20 protein-coding genes, 1 tRNA gene and 1 other RNA gene are annotated in these 20,223 nt (G+C 37.3%); 9 read left to right on the top strand and 13 right to left on the bottom strand.

Features of this window, described 5'->3' with window-relative positions; all coding sequences use genetic code 11:
* Position 1: 1 nt before the first annotated feature.
* The 4 genes from M030_RS0122765 to rpsU form a co-directional block, all read right to left on the bottom strand.
* Positions 2 to 75, bottom strand: a tRNA-Thr gene (locus tag M030_RS0122765).
* 108 nt (positions 76 to 183) lie between these two features.
* Positions 184 to 474 (bottom strand): HPF/RaiA family ribosome-associated protein, encoded by a 291-nt coding sequence (locus M030_RS0122760; protein ID WP_027375520.1) that lies wholly within the window; start codon positions 472 to 474, stop codon positions 184 to 186.
* Positions 471 to 1,358: a tyrosine-type recombinase/integrase gene (locus M030_RS0122755; protein WP_027375519.1), complete on the bottom strand. Its 888-nt coding sequence runs from the start codon at positions 1,356 to 1,358 to the stop codon at positions 471 to 473. Before M030_RS0122755 ends, M030_RS0122760 begins: the two co-directional genes overlap by 4 nt.
* 82 nt (positions 1,359 to 1,440) lie before the next feature.
* Entirely contained in the window at positions 1,441 to 1,638 is a 198-nt protein-coding gene (rpsU, locus tag M030_RS0122750; RefSeq protein WP_027375518.1) for a 30S ribosomal protein S21, read from the bottom strand.
* A gap of 269 nt (positions 1,639 to 1,907) precedes the next feature.
* Here rpsU and ssrA point away from each other — a divergent pair.
* Positions 1,908 to 2,310, top strand: a transfer-messenger RNA (tmRNA) gene (gene ssrA, locus M030_RS25345).
* A 51-nt stretch (positions 2,311 to 2,361) separates the two neighbouring features.
* Here ssrA and M030_RS0122745 read toward each other — a convergent pair.
* From M030_RS0122745 to catB, 4 genes are all read right to left on the bottom strand, one after another.
* Positions 2,362 to 2,916, bottom strand: a complete 555-nt coding sequence (locus M030_RS0122745; protein ID WP_027375517.1) for an NADPH-dependent FMN reductase — start codon at positions 2,914 to 2,916, stop codon at positions 2,362 to 2,364.
* 79 nt (positions 2,917 to 2,995) lie between these two features.
* Positions 2,996 to 3,799 (bottom strand): helix-turn-helix domain-containing protein, encoded by an 804-nt coding sequence (locus M030_RS0122740; protein ID WP_027375516.1) that lies wholly within the window; start codon positions 3,797 to 3,799, stop codon positions 2,996 to 2,998.
* Positions 3,800 to 3,849: 50 nt separating this feature from the next.
* Entirely contained in the window at positions 3,850 to 4,746 is an 897-nt protein-coding gene (locus M030_RS0122735) for an oxidoreductase (RefSeq protein WP_027375515.1), read from the bottom strand.
* Between the two features lie 172 nt (positions 4,747 to 4,918).
* Positions 4,919 to 5,548, bottom strand: a complete 630-nt coding sequence (catB, locus tag M030_RS0122730; protein WP_027375514.1) for a type B chloramphenicol O-acetyltransferase — start codon at positions 5,546 to 5,548, stop codon at positions 4,919 to 4,921.
* Positions 5,549 to 5,936: 388 nt separating this feature from the next.
* Here catB and M030_RS0122725 point away from each other — a divergent pair, with 388 nt between their 5' ends.
* Genes M030_RS0122725 through pyk form a run of 5 tightly spaced genes read left to right on the top strand, consistent with a single transcriptional unit; the run spans position 5,937 to position 10,118 of the window.
* Complete coding sequence (locus M030_RS0122725) at positions 5,937 to 6,176, top strand: acyl carrier protein (RefSeq protein WP_002976354.1); 240 nt, start codon at positions 5,937 to 5,939, stop codon at positions 6,174 to 6,176.
* Positions 6,177 to 6,210: 34 nt separating this feature from the next.
* A complete protein-coding gene (gene fabF, locus M030_RS0122720) occupies positions 6,211 to 7,455 on the top strand; it encodes a beta-ketoacyl-ACP synthase II (RefSeq protein WP_027375513.1) in 1,245 nt (414 codons plus the stop codon).
* A gap of 9 nt (positions 7,456 to 7,464) precedes the next feature.
* Positions 7,465 to 8,229 carry a ribonuclease III gene (rnc, locus tag M030_RS0122715; RefSeq protein ID WP_027375512.1) on the top strand — a complete coding sequence of 255 codons (765 nt, stop codon included), beginning with the start codon at positions 7,465 to 7,467 and terminating at the stop codon, positions 8,227 to 8,229.
* A complete protein-coding gene (locus tag M030_RS0122710) occupies positions 8,207 to 8,680 on the top strand; it encodes an IPExxxVDY family protein (RefSeq protein ID WP_027375511.1) in 474 nt (157 codons plus the stop codon). The genes rnc and M030_RS0122710 overlap by 23 nt, the downstream gene beginning before the upstream one ends.
* Positions 8,673 to 10,118 carry a pyruvate kinase gene (gene pyk, locus M030_RS0122705; RefSeq protein WP_027375510.1) on the top strand — a complete coding sequence of 482 codons (1,446 nt, stop codon included), beginning with the start codon at positions 8,673 to 8,675 and terminating at the stop codon, positions 10,116 to 10,118. The genes M030_RS0122710 and pyk overlap by 8 nt, the downstream gene beginning before the upstream one ends.
* Positions 10,119 to 10,311: 193 nt before the next feature.
* Here the strand turns inward: pyk and M030_RS0122700 are convergent, their stop codons facing one another.
* The 5 genes from M030_RS0122700 to hutI form a co-directional block, all read right to left on the bottom strand.
* Complete coding sequence (locus M030_RS0122700; RefSeq protein ID WP_027375509.1) at positions 10,312 to 11,604, bottom strand: aldehyde dehydrogenase family protein; 1,293 nt, start codon at positions 11,602 to 11,604, stop codon at positions 10,312 to 10,314.
* A 138-nt stretch (positions 11,605 to 11,742) separates the two neighbouring features.
* Positions 11,743 to 12,666 carry a formimidoylglutamase gene (gene hutG, locus M030_RS0122695; RefSeq protein WP_034722984.1) on the bottom strand — a complete coding sequence of 308 codons (924 nt, stop codon included), beginning with the start codon at positions 12,664 to 12,666 and terminating at the stop codon, positions 11,743 to 11,745.
* Positions 12,667 to 12,791: 125 nt separating this feature from the next.
* Complete coding sequence (locus M030_RS0122690; protein WP_027375507.1) at positions 12,792 to 14,807, bottom strand: BCCT family transporter; 2,016 nt, start codon at positions 14,805 to 14,807, stop codon at positions 12,792 to 12,794.
* A 285-nt stretch (positions 14,808 to 15,092) separates the two neighbouring features.
* Complete coding sequence (locus M030_RS0122685) at positions 15,093 to 16,157, bottom strand: DUF695 domain-containing protein (RefSeq protein WP_027375506.1); 1,065 nt, start codon at positions 16,155 to 16,157, stop codon at positions 15,093 to 15,095.
* A 13-nt stretch (positions 16,158 to 16,170) separates the two neighbouring features.
* Complete coding sequence (hutI, locus tag M030_RS0122680) at positions 16,171 to 17,397, bottom strand: imidazolonepropionase (protein WP_027375505.1); 1,227 nt, start codon at positions 17,395 to 17,397, stop codon at positions 16,171 to 16,173.
* Positions 17,398 to 17,663: 266 nt separating this feature from the next.
* Between hutI and ruvB the strand changes: the two genes are divergently transcribed.
* The 3 genes from ruvB to M030_RS0122665 are packed head-to-tail and all read left to right on the top strand — an operon-like array spanning position 17,664 to position 20,215.
* A complete protein-coding gene (gene ruvB, locus M030_RS0122675) occupies positions 17,664 to 18,686 on the top strand; it encodes a Holliday junction branch migration DNA helicase RuvB (RefSeq protein ID WP_027375504.1) in 1,023 nt (340 codons plus the stop codon).
* Between the two features lie 37 nt (positions 18,687 to 18,723).
* Positions 18,724 to 19,335, top strand: a complete 612-nt coding sequence (locus M030_RS0122670) for an FMN-binding negative transcriptional regulator (RefSeq protein ID WP_027375503.1) — start codon at positions 18,724 to 18,726, stop codon at positions 19,333 to 19,335.
* Positions 19,336 to 19,348: 13 nt separating this feature from the next.
* Positions 19,349 to 20,215, top strand: a complete 867-nt coding sequence (locus M030_RS0122665) for an MBL fold metallo-hydrolase (RefSeq protein WP_027375502.1) — start codon at positions 19,349 to 19,351, stop codon at positions 20,213 to 20,215.
* Positions 20,216 to 20,223 lie beyond the last annotated feature (8 nt).

The following is a 20,223-nucleotide window of genomic DNA, read 5'->3' as shown; positions in this document are numbered from 1 at the left end:
GAGCCTCCAGAGGGATTCGAACCCACGACCCCGAGATTACAAATCACGTGCTCTGGCCAACTGAGCTATGGAGGCAAATTAAAAAAGAATTCAAAAGATCGCTGTTCCTTTTTTGCGAGTGCAAATATAGAACGGATTTTTTGAATTCTCAAATTTTTTATAAACTTTTTTTAACTTTTTTCTTTAAGCCATTTCTTTTTTCTTGATTAGTAGCTTTTTAGCAGTATCAACGCAAAGGTCCAAACTTTCTTCAAAACTTGTAGATGTCTTTTTTACTACGATATCGTCTCCCGGAACCGCCAGAATAATCTCGGCTGTTTTATTCGCTTTATCCGAATTATTTTCTACTTTCAAAAAGATTTTGCAATCCTGGATTTTGTCGTAGAAGGTGTCTAGTTTGCTTACTTTTTTTTCGATGTGTGATTCTAGTGGTTCGTGTGGAGTTAAACCAATTGATTGTACTGAAATCTTCATAATTCTTCTTTTTTTGTTGCTCGAGGGTGAGCCTGATTAAACACTTTTTTCAATTGTTCAATATTGGCATTCGTATAGACTTGAGTACTGGCAAGACTGGAATGCCCTAATATTTTTTTTACTTTGGAGATCTCCGCCCCATTATCCAACACGTGAGTAGCAAAGCTATGGCGAAGGATGTGAGGACTTCTTTTTTCCTTTGTTGTTATAAGACTAAGGTACTTATTAACTACCACATAAACAAATTTTTCATTGAGTTTTTTCCCTTTCTTATTTACAAAAAAATATGAGATATATTCTGTCTGCGGTTTTCTGATTTCAAGATAACTCCTGAGAAGCTCAGACAGTTCTTTGGAAACCGGAATTACCCTTTCTTTATTCCCTTTTCCAATGACTTTTAATTCATTCTCATTTAAATCAATATTTTCAAATATCAGGCCACAAAGCTCTGCCTTCCTCATTCCGGTCTGATATAATACTTCTACAATACATTTTTCCAGGATGTCGTGGGTCTGCTCAAAAACCCTGTCATGAAGATCGTTCATTTCTTCTTTAGACATAGGAATCTGTTTTTCAGCATAAAACTTCAGGGATGAGATACCTTCTACGGGAGAAATTTTAATTTCACCTATTTTAAGAAGAAAAAGAAAAAAACTTCGGAGCGAAGATAGTTTTCTGTTGATACTTCTCTTGGAAATATTATTTTCACTGAGGTCTACAATAAAGTTTCGGATTACTTTTTTATCGGCTTTGGAAATATCTTCTGATGATTCTGTTTTGAGATAAAAACAGGAGAAGTCACCAAGATCTTTTTTGTAACTTGTAATGGTATGGGGAGAATACCTCTTTTCGAATTGTAAATATTCTAAAAATTTATCCAACATCGCCTATAGGTATAAAAATAAAAATTCACTCCTCAAATATAAGAATTTAAGAAGTGAATTAATATGTGATTTAAGAAAATTCTTAAGCCTGCTCTTCTTTACTAAGTGCTCTTTGCTTATAAGCTGCTTTTAGCCTAGCTTGTCTCAAAGTTACAGAAGGCTTGATAAACGCTTGTCTAGATCTTAATTGACGAACTGTACCTGTTTTATCAAATTTTCTTTTGTATTTTTTTAAAGCTCTGTCGATGGATTCTCCATCTTTTACTGGAATTATTAACATATTTTACATCTCATTTTGGATTGCAAAACTAGACAATTTTTATGAGAACACAAAATATATTGTAATAAACAATCAATACTCCACCCTATGACTGTTAAAAAAGTCCGTATTAAAGCCCATTACCAAGCAATAATATTTTATCCACAATGACTGGATATTCAATTCTTAATAACTTCAGGTTACTCATTTTGTTTCCTAATTTCTATTAAAACCATCTACATTAATGAAATGTAAACAAAAAGCATTATCTTTGCATTCACTTTATTCATGGGGTTGACTGGTTTCGACAGCAAGACCAATGGGTAAGTAAGCATGCAGAGAACCGTAGCGCGATCTCTATAATCCCTTGCTACAAAATTTTAACTGGCAACGAAGAGTTCGCTCTTGCAGCTTAATATCGAAGTATAGTAGATTCAAGCGTTTTCCCGAAGATTTCAGTAGGGAAGCAAGATATTCCACAAATGCTCTGTTCTGCGGCGTTTGATTCTGGGATATAGGAATGCGGAAATAAGGTTGTAGAAGCTTCGGCTACAACACGAAAACTTTAGAAGATAAGCTGGAAGTTGGGTGTCTGCTCTCTGCTTCCCGTCGAAAATTAATAGTAGAATAAGCATGTAGAAAGCTTATGTATTGCTTGTTTGGACGAGGGTTCGAATCCCTCCAACTCCACAGAAAATACAAAAACCACTGATTTTTCTCAGTGGTTTTTTATTTTTATAATAATCAACTATTCTTTTTAAACCATTCAATGTAGGCATCTACAGCCTTTTGAAGAAAATCTATGGTATCCTCGTCTTTCAAGCTTCCGTTTTCGTCCCATACTTTATCTATATGAGGAAGGTACACTTCCGGCTGCTGCATCGCAGGAATATTAAGGAAAACGAGACTTTGTCTCAGGTGATGATTGGCACCGAAGGCAGACAAATTTCCTGGTGAACTGCTGAATACGGCCCCAGGTTTTCCATCCCAGACGTTTTTACCTGCAGGCCTTGAAGCGACGTCGATAGCATTTTTCAATGCAGCCGGTACAGATCGGTTGTGCTCAGGAGTAATGAAAATGACTCCATTGAGGCTTTTAATAACCTGTCTGAATTTCACATACGATTCAGGCACATTGTTATGATCATCAAAATCCTGGTTATAAATGGGCAAATCTTCGATTGAGACTATAGTAAATTCAAATCCCGGAGGTGCCATAGAAACCAGGGCTCTGGCAATTTTTTTGGAAAAGGATTCTTTTCGTAAACTGCCTGCGATAAGTCCGATTACGTTATTCATAATAATAGTATTTAAGTGATTATACTATTAAATAAAGCAAAAACAGTGCGAAAGGTCAGCGGAACACAACAGGTGATTCTTAGGAGACCATACTTGGTGATAAGCCGAATTGTTTTTTAAAAGCAAATGAAAAATGGGAAAGATCTTCAAACCCCAGATCCAAATAGATTTCAGAAGCTGTTTTTCTTTCTTCTGCAATTAAATAATAAGCCTCCTGCAATCTTTTTTGAACCAACCATTTTCCGGGAGTAGTTCCGAAAATCTTTTCAAAATCACGTTTAAAAGTTGCCAAACTTCTTCCTGTAAGATAAGCAAAGCGATCCAGGTGGACGTTAAAATGAAAATTCTTATTCATAAAAGCTTCGATATCTATCTTACCCGGTTCCGTAAAATCAAATAAAATATTTTTCATCTCCGGTATTTCCTCCAATAACAGGAATAGTGCTTCCTTTATTTTTAAATCTACCAGTCTTTGATCGGAAAGTTTGCCCAGATCATGGTACAATAAAAGTGAATTCATGTAATTCCGAATTTCAGGGCTCTCATGTAAAAAACATACGGGCTTATTGTATTCTCTTTTTTCTGCAATCATATGATATTCAAGGCTGAAATCTCTGAGAATTTGCTGATTTAAATAAATGGATAAAGATTTAAAGTCTCCATCCGGCGGAGGTTGCTTTATAAATTTCAACAGCTGATTTCTTCTCAGAAAACGAACTGAGCCGTCTTTTGCCGAATAATTGTGCAAGCCGTCATTTAAAATTAAATCACCGGAAATCTGGTAGCTCAAGACATGATCAGACACAAAATGCTCACCCTGCCGGCTCAGCTCAGTGTAGCAGGAGTATACAATATTGCCAACATCTTCTTTTTTAGATTTCATGATATGACAAAGGTATAAAATGAGTTTTCAAAAAAATAACGGCTGGGTTATTATTCTAACGAAATTCCTTTATGCGCTAAATATTGTTTTCCGTATTCCGTCTCAAAGATATTTACAGCATCGTCATGATCGGTTGAAACCGTTACATCTAGCCATTTTTCAAATTCCTCTTTTCTTTTTTCATCCGTTGCTTTTAAAATTGAAGCAGCTTCACTTCCCAAAACCAGATGTAATGGGGGATTTTCATTTTCCACGATATCAATCATTACTTTTGCGGCTTTTGCCGGATCACCCATAGGAAGAAACTTTCCTGAAGTCAAATGTTCTTTCACTCCTCCAACAGTGGTTTCATATCCTTCAATATCTTTTGCGAAACTCATCGAAGATCCCGCCCACTCGGTACGGAAACCACCAGGCTGAATACAGGTTAGTCTGATCCCCAAAGGAGCAATTTCTTTGCTTAAAGATTCCGAAAAACCTACAAGGCCAAATTTAGCAGCCTGATACATAGAAAGTCCTGCATTTCCTACCCGACCTCCAATTGAACTGATTTGCAGAATATGCCCTGACCGTTCTTTTCTCATATGAGGCAAAACAGCTCTCGTTATTTCAATAGGCGCATATAGATTCACCTCCAGTTGATTTCTGACCTGTTCGTAAGTAAAAGCTTCTGCTGCCCCTGTAATTCCGAATCCTGCATTGTTTACCAGGACATCTATTTTACCAAAATGTTTCACAGCTTTATCTACTGCAAAATAAATCTGTTCTTTATTCTGAACATCCAGTTCTATCGTCAGCAGCTGTTTGGGATATTGTCCTGCTAAATCATTTAATTGCTGAGGATTTCTTGCGGTTGCCACAACATCATCTCCTTTTAATAATACTGCTTCTACAAGGCTTTTTCCTAAGCCTTTTGAGCTTCCTGTGATAAACCAAACTTTTTTCATTGTCTTATTGATTTTTGTTTGATACAAATTTCTGTCAATAACAACCACAACTAATTTGTTGAAAAGTTCAATTTCACTTTGTTAAAAAGCTCATTCCATAACCCTCATCTATTCCATCCCTGAAATCTTCAACTTTTAAAAAGAAAAGAGCCCCTAAATTGGGACTTTTCAATTATTTTATTTTTTTATAAAATTTATACAGGGTATCAATGTCCGCTGAACAAAGTATAGGAATGGCTTCCTGAAGAATATCTTCACTCCACTCCCACCACTTCATTTCAAGAAGGAGTTGGATATGATGATCGGTAAATCTTTTTTTAATAGGTCTGGCAGGATTTCCACCAACAATTGTATAGGGCTCCACATCCTTAGTCACTAATGCACGGCTTCCTATTACCGCACCGTCTCCTATTTTGATTCCGGGCATAATCATTGCTTCACCTCCGATCCAGACATCATTTCCAATAACAGTATCTCCTGCAGGCTGAAAAGCATCTTTACTACTTTGGAAGCAATCTACTTCAGACATATAAAAAAACGGAAAACTGGAAATCCAGTCATGACGATGCCCCTGATTTCCGCACATGATGAAACTGGCTCCGGTTCCTATAGAACAATAAGATCCGATAATCAGCTTATCTACATCATTTCTGTCCGGAAGAAGATAACGGGCACAGTCGTCAAAAGAATGCCGATGATAATATCCTGAATAATAGGAATATTTACCGGCTATAATATTGGGATTCTGGATATGGTCTTGTATGATTTTGCCTTTAAAAGGGCTTTCAAAGAAATTTTTCATTTTTTAGCTTTTAAATATAACAATAGAAATAAGGGAACACTTCAAAACTGTTCTTTCAAAATATGATATGTTTATCCAAAAAAGCTAACGAGTTAATTTCATAACACACAAATATAGGTAAAAAGCATAGATCCCAGATTCATTTTCGTCCTGAAAAAGATAAAACCCGCCTGTTTTTAAACTATTTACTCATAAAATAATCAAGTTTATCACAAAATAAAAATTAAGCCTCTCTAATCCAACAAAATATAAACAACTGAAAACTAAAACACTAAACTATCCGGATCCGAAATGAAAGCTTCCTGTCCACAAAAAAGACTAAAAAAATGTTTTATCGTAAAGAATTTTATATATTTGCACCATCTAACAATTAAAAAAATAATTTACTATGTCAGACATTGCATCAAGAGTAAAAGCTATCATCGCTGATAAGCTTGACGTTGAAGAAACAGAAGTAACTCCTGAAGCTAGCTTCACTAACGATTTAGGAGCTGACTCACTAGATACAGTTGAGTTAATCATGGAATTTGAAAAAGAATTTAACATTCAAATCCCTGATGATCAAGCTGAAAAAATTACTACTGTAGGACACGCTATCGCTTACATCGAGGAAGTAGTAAATAAATAATATTCTTCAACAAAAAAGAAATTAAAAAAAGTTTATGGAATTAAAAAGAGTAGTTGTAACCGGGTTTGGAGCAATAACACCGATTGGAAATAATGCAAAAGAATACTGGGAAAATCTTGTGAAAGGTGAGAGCGGTGCCGCTCCGATTACTCTTTTTGATGCCACAAACTTTAAAACCAAGTTCGCCTGTGAAGTAAAAAACTTCGATCCGTTACAGCATTTCGATAAGAAAGAGTCTAAAAAAATGGATCGAAATACTCAACTGGGACTTGTGGCTGCCAGAGAGGCAGTAGTACATTCAGGCATTATTGAAGATAATGTAGATAAAAACAGAGTGGGTGTAATTTGGGGCTCCGGTATCGGAGGTCTGGAAACATTTGAAACGGAAGTTCTGGGATGGGCCAATACGGAAATCCCTAGATTCAATCCTTTCTTCATACCTAAAATGATTGCTGATATGACTCCTGGTCAGATCTCCATCGAGTATGGTTTCCATGGACCGAATTATACAACGGTATCTGCATGTGCATCTTCAGCTAATGCTATTATTGATTCCAAGATGCTGATCCAGCTAGGAAAAGCAGACGTGATTGTGTGTGGAGGCTCAGAAGCAGCCGTTACAGCAAGTGGTGTCGGTGGATTCAATGCAATGATGGCACTTTCTACAAGAAATGATGATCCAAAAACGGCTTCCAGACCTTTTGACAAAGACAGAGATGGCTTTGTGCTGGGTGAAGGAGCAGGATGTATCATTCTTGAGGAATACGAGCACGCGGTAAAACGTGGGGCTACCATTTATGCAGAATTATTGGGAGGTGGTATGAGTGCAGATGCATATCATATGACAGCTCCTCATCCTGAAGGCCTTGGCGCTTATCTTGTAATGAAAAACTGTTTGGATGATGCAGGCTTAACTGCTGATGAAGTAGACCATATCAACATGCATGGTACGTCTACTCCATTAGGAGATATTGCAGAATCTAATGCAATTTCGAAATTATTAGGCGAGCACGCTTATGACATTCAGATTAATTCTACAAAATCAATGACAGGTCACCTTTTAGGAGCAGCCGGTGTCATTGAAGCTATCGCTGCGTTGGGAACAATTATTCATGGTGTTGTTCCTCCTACCATAAACCATTTTACTGATGATGAAAAGATTGACAGCAGACTGAACTTTACGTTTAACGATGCTGTGAAGAAAGATGTAAAAGTAGCCATGAGTAATACTTTTGGATTTGGCGGGCATAACGCTTGTGTTCTATTTAAGAAAATCTAAATTCACTGAATGGAGTTACAGAAATACTTTTCTAAATTCCTTCTCAAAAAAAGAAAAAGACAGCTAACGGAAAGAGATTATTTTCTCAGTACCGAACTCAACAAGGTTCTGGGTACGGAGGTTCAGAATATTGCTCTTTACCGCGAAGCTTTTTCTTTAAAAAATTCTTCTAAAAATCAAGACAGCAATTACGAAAGACTTGAATTTTTAGGAGATTCTGTTTTGGGTACAATTATTTCTTGTCATTTGTTCAAGACTTATCCTCAGGCTAATGAAGGATATCTCACGCAAATGAAGTCTAAGATTGTTAATAGGAAAAACCTTAATAAATTAGGAGAAGATCTCAAACTTACCAACCTTTTGCAAAAGCAAAACAGTTCTTCAGCTTTGGGTGAAAATATCTCCGGAAACTTATTTGAAGCCTTAATTGGTGCCGTTTACCTGGACTTCCACTATGATACTTGCCGAAAGATCATTATGGAAAAATTGCTGACGCCTTCTGAAATTAATAAGCTTGAAAATAAAATTGTCAGCTATAAAGGTCTCCTACTGGAATGGAGCCAGAAGAAGAAGGTTACTATAAAGTACGAAACCTGCGAAGAGATACAGGTCAACAAATCGGTCGTTTTCAGGTGCCATGTATGGCTGGGTGATGAAAAAATTGCCAATGCAACAGAAACATCCAAGAAGAAGGCAGAGGAAAAGGCAGCACAAAGGGCATTTTATATTTTAAATAAAAAGGAGAATATACTTGGAAATTCAAAAACTTTATGATCTGGATGATATAGAATTTGAAGATATTGCCATAGGATTGGTAAGATTAGCAAAAGATATACCCGCTCATGAGTTTTTTTTCAAAATCAATCAAATCAACAACCTCAGTTTCTCAAGAAAGAAAGACCTTGTCTTCCATGGGGATTATTATGATTATTTTTTTCCACGATTTGAGGCCTACCACAAGTTTTCAAAGACCTGTTTCACTTTTATTTCAAACAAATCTTCTGAAAGTAAGCAAAAAAAAGTTCAGACCGAGCTCTTTACAGGAGAAGAAAACATTAAATTTTTATTAAATAATCAGGTAGATGTGGAATATATTCTGCATAGTTCGGAACAGTTTCCTGATTTTTCCGTAATTTTGCTCCCTGAAAATCTTGTGTTTCCAATTCAAGATTATACACTGAGTTCTGAAGAGGAACTTTATCAAATTATCCAGTATTATGAATAAGTATTTAAAGAAGACAAAAATTATCGCAACACTAGGGCCTGCTTCATCGTCGAAGGAGGTAATGTTAGATTTAATGAAAGCGGGTGTTGATATTTTTAGAATAAATTTTTCACATGCAGATTACGACTTAGTTCGAAAAAATATTGAAATAATTAGAGAGCTAAACAGCGAGTATGGTTATTCAGTGGGTATTCTGGGAGACCTGCAGGGTCCGAAGCTAAGAGTAGGGGTGGTAAAGGAAGGTTCTTACCTAAACCCCGGAGATATTCTTACCTTCACGAATGAAAAGATGGAAGGAGATTCTACCAAAGTGTATATGACCTACCAACAGTTTCCTCAGGACGTAAAAGTTGGGGAAAGAATCCTTATCGATGATGGTAAGCTGGTATTGGAAGTTACCGAAACAAATGAAAAGGATACGGTAAAGGCTAAAACAATCCAAGGGGGACCTCTAAGTTCTAAAAAAGGGGTTAATCTTCCCAATACTCAGGTATCTCTTCCTGCATTAACGGAAAAGGACATTCAGGATGCAAACTTCATGCTTGACATGGAAGTAGACTGGATCGCTCTTTCTTTCGTACGTCATGCGCAGGATATTATCGATCTGAAGGAACTGATCGCTAAACATCCGAACGGTAAATTCAAAACGCCTATTATTGCTAAGATTGAAAAGCCTGAAGGAGTTAAAAATATTGAAGAAATTTTAGTAGAATGTGACGGATTAATGGTTGCCCGTGGTGACTTGGGAGTAGAAGTTCCGATGGAGGAAGTTCCTGCTATCCAGAAAAACCTTGTGGAGAAAGCTAGATTCTATTCAAAACCGGTAATCATTGCTACCCAGATGATGGAAACGATGATCAACAGCTTAACGCCAACAAGAGCGGAAGTAAATGACGTGGCCAACTCCGTATTGGATGGTGCTGATGCGGTAATGCTTTCCGGAGAAACTTCTGTAGGAAGATATCCTGTACAGGTTGTGGAAAACATGGCGAAAATTGTAAAAAACATCGAAACAACTCACTTCTACCAACATAAAAATGAGCCGATTGAGAAAGATTACAACTGTATCGATGAAAGATTCATCACAAACAGGGTGTGTCTTGCAGCGGTTAGAATTGCTAAAACAACCAATGTTTCTGCGATTGTAACGCTTACCCATTCGGGATATACCGCTTTCCAGCTTGCAGCTCACAGACCAAACTCTCACATTATTGTGTATAGTGGCAACAGAAGAGTAATCACTATGCTGAACCTTCTTTGGGGAGTACACGCTTATTATTATGACATGAAAAAGTCTACTGATGAAACGATCATCCAGGTGAATATGTTAACGCATAACTACGGATATATTGAAACAGGAGATTTCGTGATCAATATCAATGCTACTCCTTCATATGAAGGTGGTAAGACCAATACGTTGAGATTGACAACAGTATAGACAACAGGCAAAATCAAATTTTTGTCAAAGCATAAAAAAACTCCCGGAAAGTAATTTCCGGGAGTTTTTTTATGTTGTGGTATGTAAGTAAGGATAACCTGTCATTGGCTCCGTCGAACCTTCGATTTCTGAGCGAAGTGGAGCGAAAAATCCCTGAGATTCCTCTTTTCCTCGGAATGACATTACAAAGATTTTAATTACCTACAATGGTTCTTGCCGTCACAAACTCTTTTAAAGCCAGCAAAGACAGCTCCGTACCATAGCCTGAAGCCTTAGAGCCACCAAATGGAAAGCGCGGGTCAGAACTGGTCATTCTGTTAATATTTACAGTACCTGATTCAAGGTTTTCAATAAAGAATAACTGACGGGCTTTATCCTGGGTCCAGACTGCATTTGAAAGTCCGAAAGGAATATCATTGGCCATTTGCAATGCTTCTTCATCCGTTTTAGCAATCATTATCATTCCAAGAGGACCGAAAAGTTCTTCTTTTAAAATTGGGTTTCCTTCCTGAACCCTGATTAAACCGGGTTTAAACTGATTCTCTGAAATTCTTTCCAAAGGAATAATGATTTCCGCACCATTTTCCAGCGCCCTGTTGAATTGTGCTTCCAATTCATCAGCAAGGTCCGGTCTTGCCATTCCTGCCAATTTGGTTTCTTTGTTTAAAGGATCTCCTATTTCATATTTTTTATATTCTTCGATGAAAATAGGTAAGAATTTTTCTTCAACTTTTTCATCAATGATAAATCTTTTGGCTGCCGTACAGGTTTGTCCGCAGTTTTGAAGTCTTGATTTTGCACCCGCTTGGGCTGCTGTCTCCAGATCAGCATCTTCGAAAATGATGAAAGCATCGCTTCCCCCCAATTCAAGCAAAGATTTTTTGATATTTAATCCGGCTATAGAGGCCACTTCTCCTCCTGCTTTTCCGCTTCCTGTAAGACTAACTCCTTTCACGGCATCGTGTTCAAGAATTTCTTTTACCGCTTTATGCCCCACTTCCAAATTCTGGAATATACCTTCCGGGAAACCGGCTTCCAAAAGAACTTCTTCAATGGCATTTCCACTTCCAAAACAAATAGAAGCATGCTTTAAAACGACTGTATTTCCTGCCAGAATTGCCGGTGTAGCGAATCTTAATACCTGCCAGAAAGGAAAGTTCCAGGGCATTACTCCTAATATAACTCCTTTCGGGACGTAATGAACTTCAGAATAGGCAAATTCGGATTGAATTTTTTCGGCTTTTAAAATATTTTCCGCATCAGCGTAATAATTCATCATCAAGGCACATTTTTCCACCTCAGCAATTGATTCTGAGATGGGTTTATTCATTTCAGTAGTAATGATCCTGCCAAATTTTTCTGAATTATTTTTTAAAATTTCTGCTGCTTTTGCAATTAACTTCTGCCTTTCCTCAAACGGCACTTTTCTCCATACTGAAAACGCTTTATCTGCTTTAATAAGCTTGCTTTCAATTGATTGTTCCATAATATAATCTCTGTTTTAAATTCAGTTAATGAATTTATGAGCGCTTTCATTTTAAAAGCACGGATAAAATCAGCAAATTCTGTTCCTTAAGAATACATAAAATAGTGATTTTCTCTATCGGAAGAATATAATTTTACCTTACATCATTAACCATTCATTCACAAGACATGCTGCCAGTCTCGCCGTCCTGTCCTGAATATCAAAAGACGGGTTTACCTCAGCCACATCGAGTGCAACCAGTTTTTTGTTCTTTAAAATATGTCTGTAGAAATGCATAAAGGTTGCATCTGCAAAGATACCATTATATGCGGAAGCAGAAACCCCCGGAGCGATAGATGCATTAAAAACATCCATACAAATGGTAAGATAGACAAAGTCGACACTGTTTAACAGGTCATCTATACGCTGATAGATTGAGGGAAGGTTTTCAAAAAAAAGTTCATCAGCAAGGATATATTTCATTCCATATTGGTGAGCTGTGTCAAAAAGTTTTAGGGTATTTGAGTTTTTCTGAATACCGATATGCAGAGAATTAATAGGGCCTTCCTGGGCAATCTGCCAGAATCCAGTTCCTGAACTCGGGCCTACTCCTTTTTCGGGTTGTCTGTTATCAAAATGAGCATCGATATTGATGATTCCGATTTTTTGTTCCGGAAAGGCTGTTTTTACTCCCAGATAATGTGCGTAGGTCACCTCATGGCCTCCACTCAGAACAAGAGATTTTCCGCCTTTTAAAAGTACCTTTGACACATTTTTGGCAAGACTGTTCTGAGAGTTTTCCAAATTACCATCTTCACAAGTAATATTTCCAAAATCAAGCAGTGAGAAATCCGGAAGAACCACCGGAAAATTAGACATATTCTTCCTGATCACATCCGGGGCATCTTTAGCCCCCTGACGGCCTTTGTTTCTCCTGACTCCTTCATCTACGGCAAAGCCATGCAAAACGAAATCATCCGTTGAAATATTGTCGTAATTGTGTTCTTCTTTTACTCTCTGAAATAGCCTGTGGAAAAGGAGCTCTTCTCCATCCAATCTACCCTGCCAAATATTTTGAAACATAATTCTGTAAAATTCAATTTTAGTTGCATCATTATATCCAGTAAAGCTAGCTAATATTGTTTAGATATAAAAGTGGCTTTCAAAGATTATGCAAAGAATTCATTATAAAGAAAATATACTGTGTTTTATTCCATATTCCTGTTAGCATTACTGCTAACAAACATCTCATTTCTTTCTTCGGAAATAATCTCCAGGAATCTTTCATAATGTTTTAAGACATCGGAAATAAGCTCATTTTTGGTAAAATACTGTACATCATAACCTTCCCTGCCATCGCCAAAATAGGACCTTGGGTAATGGGTTTTATTATTATCGAGATCGGGCAGATTCTCTTCATTAATGATATAATCAGAAACTGTCTTTACCTGATTCCTGATTCCATATACAAAGTTATTAACGACTCCCTGATGAATTTCTATCTCAATCCTGACCGGATTTTCAAAATGATTTATTTTAGCATCAATGCCATTCATAGCAAACTCAGCCTGTAAATCTGTAAAGGCTTCTTTTGCTTTTACCTGAATAAAATGGTCAACTGAAGAATTATCTTTAAAAGAAACAATATTTTTTAAACGTTCCTTCCAGAACTCACCTGACCATGGCACTGTAGACTCCGAAAAGTTTCTGTCATAATATTTCTGATCGATGCTGAGACCTTTCATCAAACTGACAATAAACATGATCACAATGATAGAAAAAGGCAATGCTGTAATCAGGGTCATACTTTGGAGCGCCTTCAATCCGCCTACATTAAGCAACAGGAGTGATAAAACGGCCAGTAAGACTCCCCAGAATACAATTTGCCATTTGGGTGATTTTGTGGAATTTTTCGTGGCAATACTGTTCATTACAAATATCCCTGAATCTGCTGAAGTCACAAAAAAGATAATAATGATGAGAATGACAAAGAAGCCTGTAAAAGATGAGAATGGCATATATTCCAGAAATCTGAACATAAGGGCATCAGGATCTGTTGCCAGTTTACTTAATTGCCCGCCAGCAATATTCAGATCGAACCATATGGCACTGTTTCCGAACACTGACATCCAGATAAAATTGAACAAAGTAGGCAATATCAAAACAGCCAGGATAAACTCTCTGATTGTTCTTCCCTTGGATATTCTTGCAATAAACAATCCTACATAAGGAGACCATGAAATCCACCACGCCCAATACAGAATTGTCCAGTCATAGAACCATGGGAGGGCATTTTTTTCATAGACGTGCGTATTGAAGGTAAGGTTAAAAAAATTATTGATATAATTTCCCAATCCATCTGTAAAACTTCCGATCAGATACACCGTTGGTCCCAATGCCAGTACAAATAATAAAAGAGCAATAACACTTACAATATTGATATTACTCAGTAACTTCACTCCTTTTCCCACTCCGGAAATTGCAGAAATAACGGAAAGAGTGATGAGGCAAACCACAATAATTACCTGATATATAAAGCTGTTCTCAGGAGTAATATGAAGGACATTCAGTCCTGAGCTGATCTGTACAACTCCAAATCCCAGCGTTGTGGTAATCCCGAAAAAGGTACAGCAAAGCGCAAAAACATCAATGGCATTCCCCCACTTTCCATTAATTTTATTTTTTAGAAGCGGATAAAAACAGCTTCGTAGCGAAAGTGGTAATCTGTAGCGATAGGCAAAGTAGGATAATGAAAGCCCTACCACCCCATAGATTGCCCATGCATGGATTCCCCAGTGGAAAAAGGTATATAGCTGTGCCTGTTTGGCTCTGCTTACATAATGATTGTCAGCGAAAACTTCTGAAGAATAGTGTTGCATGGGTTCAGCGACACTGAAATAGATCAACCCGATTCCCATACCTGCAGCAAAAAGCATTGAAATCCATGAGAAAAAAGAATACTCCGGCTTACTATCGTTGGCACCGAGTTTTATATTGGCATATTTACTAAAGAGCAGATACACTAAAAATATGACAAACAGAGTGACCGACCATACATATACCCAGTTTAAATTGACAAATATGAATTGTTTAATTTCATTCAGAATACTCTCTGTCTTTATGGGATAGAGTGCAGAAAGAAAACAGGTTCCTATAATAAAGATTAAACTTGGAACGGTAACTCCTTTGTTAAAAGTAGATTTAACATTTTTAAAATTCATCATTTTTATTTTCGCGTTTATTGTGTAGACAAGTTCACCTGGTAAAGTGTATAGCTGTACTGAAAGCACTGAGAATGGAGAAAATATCCAGGTTTTCCCCTATCTGAAGCGTACTTAAGAACTATAGAGCATCGTCATTTTTGAAAAAATCAACGGCAATCGCAGCACAATATAAGGAAACTTCCATAAATATAAAAAAGGCAGGAGACTTTTATGGTTTCCACCTGTTGCCTCCTGCCTTTTAGTATTAATTGTTGGATAAATACCTATTCACTGCAAAACATGCTTTTAGTGACCGGTATAATATTTAAAATACTGCCAGTACTTATCTTTAAAAATTCTGACAGAGACTTTGTACTCAGGATTATTCAGTTGGATGGCGTTGAAGACTTTTGAAATTTTTCTAAAATCCTTGCCTGCAAAATAACTTTCTTTAACATTATCTGCAGTCTCGCGTCCGATATACAAGTATCCGTATCCTTTTAATTCTTCAATGGCCTGATCTTCTATAGCACCAAGTTTTTCAAAATCCCCTTTATCAGGAAGCCCGTCATTGAGCTCTCCGTTGAAATGAAAAGTAAGCACTGAGATCCATGGATATGATGCTTTTGCGTCATATTCCAACAGATGCATATTCATACAGGCAATGAGAGGTCTCCCGTTTTCGAGATCAGCCCTGAGAATGGAGAATTCGTCTTCGGCATCATCCCTTTTTACACTTTTATACTTTTCTATGAATTCCCTTTCTCTCCATAACAAAAAGTCCTGTAATTTTTCAATGGGAACAAGTTCTTTCTGTGCCTGATCTATTCCTATGACTGTAAAAGTATCAATCTGTGTGGCGAAGTTTAATTCTCCCAAAAAGTTATCTAAGAATATACAAACTCCTGTAGTAACAGCATCTTTATTCTCAACTTTATCATGATACACGAAAACAAGATCAATCTCATCCCGGAAATCTTTCAGTTCATTGGAATAAAAAGAAATATTATCTTTCGAGAACTCATAATCGCCCATATTCACCCTCACCTTTTGTATATCCATTGAAGGTTTCAAAGCGGTAAATTTCCAATGATCAAGCTTACGAGCGAGCTCAACAAGCTCTTCCGCAAAGACAATATTCGTAATTTCCCCATCTACAGTGATAATCAGTTCTGCAGTATGCTCATCGGCCATTCCGGTCAGGAAATAATATCCGTCTTTTATCTGGTTAAGCACAGGTGTCATAACGTCAAAAAAATCTTTTTCGATAGAATCCTGTCCGCCTTTTTTAACAACGTTATAAAATTTCTTTTCCATTGTTAAAAACCAGTCCCAGAAATCTCTATACTGCTTTTCCTCTGTTCTCTGCATTTAGTAGTTTTAATTAATCTACAATATTTCCGTCAATGTAAACATGTTCAGCTTTGAGGCTCCCTTGATTATAAAGTACATTTTGAAAATTATTGGTTTTAAAAGTCACAAAATCTGCTTTTTTACCAGCCTCTAATATTCCTCTGTCTTCGAGATTAAGGGCATAAGCAGCCCGGAAAGTCATTCCTGCTAAAACCTCAGCAGTCGTAAGTTTTTGAAAAGTAGCCAAAACAGAAGCCTGTGTAATTAAATTGCCCATTGGAGCTGACCCGGGATTCCAGTCACTTGCAATGGCCAGAATTGCTCCTGCATCTAATAATTTTCTTGCAGGAGTAAATTTTTCTCCCAGTCCTAAACTCGCTCCGGGAAGTGCGGTAGCCACAGTATCTGATTGTGCTAAAAATTCGATATCCTCATCAATGGTTGCTTCCAAATGATCTGCAGATTTTGCTCCGACTTCTACTGCAATCCTTGAGCTTCCCGGCGTAAACTGATCTGCATGAACGGTAATTTCAAAACCTAAATCTTTAGTTTTAAGAAGAAACTCCTTACTTTCTTCCGGCTGGAACGCTGATTTCTCAATAAATATATCCACACGATTCGCAAGGTTTTCTTCTTTTACTTTTGGTAAAATCTGAGTAAGGATATACTCCAAATATTCAGGATTGCTTCCTTCAAAATCTTTTGGTTTCAAATGGGCAGAAAGGCATGTAGGAACTAATGTCGCTTTGGTGGATCCTTGTGCTTTTTTAATAATTCTAAGCATTTTAAGCTCATTTTCCACATCTAAGCCATAACCGCTTTTTACTTCAATAGTGGTAATTCCCAAACCAACAAGGAAATTAATTCTCTCGAGTAACGTTTTTAATAATTCCTCTTCTGAAGCATTTCTGGTATGTTGTACCGAACTCCATATTCCGCCTCCGCTTTCGGCAATTTCAAGATATGTCTTTCCGGCATTACGCATTGCGAAATCATTAGCACGGTTTCCTCCAAAACAAATATGGGTGTGGGCATCTACAAATGCAGGAAGAACGATCTGTTCACCTTGTACCTGTTGGATTTCTATTGCCGGATTTTCTGTTTTTAAGGTTTCAAAAATTCCGATTTTTTGGATCATATTGTTATCAACTACAATTCCTCCGTCAATAATAATTTCAAGTTGCTCATCGGTTAATTTTCCTCTCAGTGGTAAATTGGCAAGTGTCACGACCTGCTTAAATGGTCCTATTAATTTCATGTATTTAGGCTAAGGGTTAGAAGATGAACTGTTTTTATAATGTATGACATCCGGTTATACAGAATATCTGTTATTCTGAGGCATAATACATTCATTGTTCAAACTTTGATTTTCCTCTCAAAAATACTTAAAATATCTCAATTGATTCATCTTCTCCCCGTTATTCTCAGCTTTAGCATAAACCTAAACCTTAAATTAACCTTTTCACAATCCTCCCTGAAATCTTAGTCTAAATTTCCTATCTTTGAGGTAAATGAAATGAATTAATGCCAGATTTTTTACATCCAGATAAGGAAAACTACTCAGATGAGGAATTGATGCAGGAAGAGCAAATCCGTCCCCAGAGCTTTAAAGATTTTGCGGGACAGAGAAAAACGCTGGAAAACCTTGAAGTTTTTGTATCCGCTGCCAAAAGGCGTGGCGGAGCACTTGATCATGTACTATTGCATGGTCCTCCGGGTCTGGGAAAAACAACCCTGGCCAATATTATTGCCAATGAGCTGGGAGTCAATTGTAAAATCACTTCAGGGCCTGTTTTGGATAAACCGGGAAGTTTAGCGGGATTATTAACAAACCTGGAAGAAAATGATGTACTCTTCATTGATGAGATTCACCGTCTTTCTCCAGTGGTGGAAGAATATCTGTATTCTGCCATGGAAGACTATAAAATCGATATTATGCTGGAGACCGGTCCAAATGCACGAAGTGTTCAGATCGGGCTTAATCCTTTTACGCTGGTAGGGGCCACTACAAGAAGTGGTATGCTGACTAAACCCATGCTTGCAAGATTTGGTATTCAAAGCAGGCTTGAATATTATTCCATCGAGCTTTTATCTATGATTATTCAAAGAAGTGCAAGAGTTTTGGGGGTTACTATTTATGAAGATGCCGCTATAGAAATTGCCAGAAGAAGCCGTGGAACTCCAAGAATCGCCAACGCCCTGTTAAGAAGGGTCCGCGACTTCGCTGAAATTAAAGGAAATGGAGAGATCGAGATCAATATTTCTCAATATGCTTTAAATTCTCTTAACGTAGATGAATTCGGCTTGGATGAAATGGATAATAAGATCATGCGGGTCATGATTGAAAATTTCAGAGGCAAACCCGTAGGGATTTCTGCACTGGCGACTTCTATCGGAGAAAATCCTGAAACCCTGGAGGAAGTGTATGAGCCATTTCTGATTCAGGAAGGTTTTATCATCAGAACTCCAAGAGGAAGAGAAGTGACTGAAAAAGCTTATCAGCATCTGAATATCGCAAGACCTAAAAATCCGGGAGAGCTTTTCTGATGAATGATTAGTATGTTCAATTAATGACCAAGAAAACATGTTTGTACCCAAATTATACAAAAGCGAAGATGTACATGTGATGAGAGAAATTATCAGTGAAAATTCATTTGCTTTATTGATTTCTTCTGTTGATAAAATCCGTGCGACACATTCTATGATGATGTTGAATGAAAATGATCCGGAAAATGTTTATATTGAAACCCATATTTCGAGAGCTAATCCACAGGCGAAAATCCTGAAAAACGGAGATGAAGTGCTTTGTGATTTTTTAGGGGCACACACCTATATTTCGAGCAGCTGGTATGATCACATCAACGTTTCGACTTGGAATTATGAAGCGGTGCAAATCTATGGCAAGGTGGAGCTTATGACTCATGAAGACCTTTATATTCACTTAGAAAAATTAACCTCGAAGTATGAAAACTTTCAGCAGTGCCCGATGATGGTGAAAGATATGGGAAAGGAATTTGTGGAAAAGGAGATGAAGGGAGCTTTCGGAATTAAAATTATTCCAACCGAGATATTCATCAAGCAAAAGCTTTCTCAGAACAGGAAGGAAAATGATTTTCAAAATATCATTTCACAACTTGAACATTCGGATGACAATGCCCGGAAAATTGCTGAGAAAATGAAATTAATAAAAAAATAATCAAAATATACATATGAAGTTATATCCAATACAATGTGGAAAATTTAAACTGGACGGCGGTGCTATGTTCGGCGTCGTCCCAAAGAGTCTGTGGGAAAAAACTAATCCGGCAGACGAAAAAAACCTGATCGAGCTGGGAACCCGTTCCCTGCTTATTGAAGACGGCAAGAAACTGATTCTGGTTGACTGCGGTCTTGGAAATAAACAAGATGATAAATTCTTTGGCCACTACTCTCTTTGGGGAGATGATAACCTGGATAAAAATTTAAAAAAATATGGTTTTGTAAAGGAAGATATTACTGATGTCTTTCTTACTCACCTTCACTTTGACCACTGTGGTGGTGCCATTGAATGGAACGACGACAGAACCGGATACAGACCTGCTTTTAAAAACGCACAATTCTGGACCAATGAAAATCACTGGCAATGGGCAACAGAGCCTAACGCGCGCGAGAAAGCAAGCTTCCTGAAAGAAAATATTCTTCCGATGCAGGAAAGCGGACAACTGAGTTTTTTACCACTGCCAACAACAGGAAATTACGGATTTGCCCCTGATCTTAAGATGGATGTTATTTTCGTAGACGGTCATACAGAAAAGCAAATGCTTCCGGTGATTCAATATCAGGAGAAAACAGTTGTTTTTGCTGCAGACCTTATCCCTACTGCCGGGCATATTAATCCGGTCTACGTAATGGGGTATGATACCAGACCTCTTTTAACCATGGAAGAAAAAGGAAAATTTCTTAAACAGTGCATCGATAACGAATATTTATTGTTCTTTGAACATGATGCCCATCATGAGCTGGCAAGCCTTAAAATGACAGAAAAAGGAGTGAGATTGGACGAGACGTTTAGTTTTAATGATGTTTTTGGATATTAATTTTTAAG

This window comes from Chryseobacterium sp. UNC8MFCol (assembly GCF_000482305.1).
GTDB classification, from domain to species: Bacteria; Bacteroidota; Bacteroidia; order Flavobacteriales; family Weeksellaceae; genus Chryseobacterium; species Chryseobacterium indologenes.
This window is presented reverse-complemented; position numbering and strand designations above follow the sequence as displayed.